Origin of the sequence: Psychromonas sp. B3M02, from assembly GCF_003318165.1 — a bacterium.
GTDB lineage: Bacteria > Pseudomonadota > Gammaproteobacteria > Enterobacterales > Psychromonadaceae > Psychromonas.
In genome coordinates this window covers 1-2185 of the sequence record NZ_QOCB01000054.1, presented here as the reverse complement: position 1 = coordinate 2185, position 2185 = coordinate 1, and the positions used below count along the sequence as shown (strand labels likewise).

Below are 2185 nucleotides of genomic sequence, written 5' to 3'. Positions count from 1 at the left end.
GCCGTCATCTTCGGTAAAGTCATTAGTGCTGGTCACTGTGACTTCTGGTGCATCGTTTGTTGTAGTAACGCTTGGCTCAACTGATACGGCTTCACCGTCAGTGGTGCCATCATTTGGAATTAAAGTAAACGTTGGTAGCTCTTCGCCGCTATTTACTAACGCTGCGCCCGCTTCTGTTAATACAACGGTATCACCCACGATCTCATAGTTAACGGTGTCACTTAATGTAACAGTGACGTCATCGCCATCTTCGTCTGACGTCTCGAAGGTAGCAACCACAGCACCTTCAACGGCGCTGCCGTCATCTTCGGTAAAGTCATTAGTGCTAGTGATGGTTACTTCTGGTGCATCATTGGTTGTAGTAACGCTTGGCTCAACTGATACGGCTTCACCGTCAGTGGTGCCATCATTTGGAATTAAAGTAAACGCTGGTAGCTCTTCGCCACTGTTAACTAATGCAGCACCTGCTTCAGTTAAGACAACGGTATCACCCACGATCTCGTAGTTAACGGTGTCACTTAGGGTAACAGTAACCTCATCACCGTCTTCATCTGATGTCTCGAAGGTAGCAACCACAGCACCTTCAACGGCGCTGCCGTCATCTTCGGTGAAGTCATTAGTGCTAGTGATGGTTACTTCTGGTGCATCATTGGTTGTAGTAACGCTTGGCTCAACTGAAACCGCTTCGCCATCAGTGGTACCGTCATTTGGAATGAGTGTGAATGCTGGGAGCTCTTCGCCGCTATTTACTAACGCTGCGCCCGCTTCAGTTAAGACAACGGTATCACCCACGATCTCGTAGTTAACGGTGTCACTTAGTGTAACAGTGACGTCATCGCCATCTTCGTCTGAGGTTTCAAACGTCGAAACGACTGCACCTTCAACGGCGCTGCCGTTATCTTCGGTAAAGGCATTGGTACTGCTAATGGTAAGCGTAGGAACTGTATTAGTAGGTGAGGTATTATCAGAGTCTAAATTACTACTATCATCTGTGGTATCAGTAAATTCTTGTTCGTTTTCAAAACTACTATTAAAAGTACTTGTCTCAAAATCAGTAGTCGCAATAGTTTCTGCACCATCACGCTCAAAATCGACTAGAGAAAAACCACCGCCGTCAGACTCTTCACCAGCAGCAGTTTCCAGGTCTAAGTCTAATACTTCTTCACCAAGAGCTAAAATGGCCTCTAAATCATCAGGGTCAATATTATCTGCTAACTCAGTTTGGTCATCTTGTATATCTGGTAAATCAACATCTGTTTCTGCAACAGCATCTGCCGCAGTCTCGTCTACAGGTAATACTTCTGGTTCAGGCGTGACGTTTTCACCAGTTAAATTTAATTGCTCTTCTGTTTGAATCACCTGCTGATCGGTTAATTCAACTTCAGTGTCATTATTACCATTAACTTGGTCGTTTTGCTTATCCATTACTACTCCCCACGAGGCTATAAACTGCTACAAATGATGCATTGGTTGAGCCAACAAAAAATCGACGATTTAGGTGACTCATTCATCTAACATTCACTTAATTGAATAATTAAGTTTGGGTGATATTCAAAGTTCCATCTTCGAAAAACATCTCCCCTAAAGTAATAACTATAGACAATCGGTCTCGAATAGTAAATTTGATTATTAATTAATATTAATAGGTAGGAGACAAAGCTTATAAAAGGAGATTCATTTCACATAAAAAATCAGAGGACAATTGCATAAGCCCCTTATAAATAGAGACTTAAAGGTTACATTACAGTACAATAAATTTTAACCACAATGAAAATCGGGTTAATAATGAGAATTAAAACAGATCTCAAAAACAACCAAAAATTGAGCATTAAAAATACTTATAATTGACTTATTTTATAAAAGCATCAAGATTCAAAAGCATTTATTAGAAATACTAAATATTAGGTAAAAATAATATAAGTGGATTTTCATAGAAGAAACAATAATAGGGATTAAAGATGGTGGGCGATACTGGGTTCGAACCAGTGACCCTCGCCTTGTAAGGGCGATGCTCTCCCAACTGAGCTAATCGCCCATCTTTAATCTTATTTGACATATATCATGGTGGGCGATACTGGGTTCGAACCAGTGACCCTCGCCTTGTAAGGGCGATGCTCTCCCAACTGAGCTAATCGCCCATGATATATTTAGATGAAAAACTAAAGATGGTGGGCGATACTGGGTT

1 protein-coding gene and 2 tRNA genes are annotated in these 2185 nt (G+C 41.4%); all 3 read right to left on the bottom strand.

Annotation, left to right across the window (positions count from 1 at the left end; genetic code table 11):
• Positions 1-1425: hypothetical protein (locus DS885_RS07100; RefSeq protein WP_147232337.1), on the bottom strand; the 1425-nt coding region annotated here is incomplete at its 3' end.
• Between the two features lie 534 nt (positions 1426-1959).
• Positions 1960-2035: transfer RNA gene (locus tag DS885_RS07095), tRNA-Val, on the bottom strand.
• Positions 2036-2062: 27 nt separating this feature from the next.
• Positions 2063-2138: transfer RNA gene (locus DS885_RS07090), tRNA-Val, on the bottom strand.
• Positions 2139-2185 lie beyond the last annotated feature (47 nt).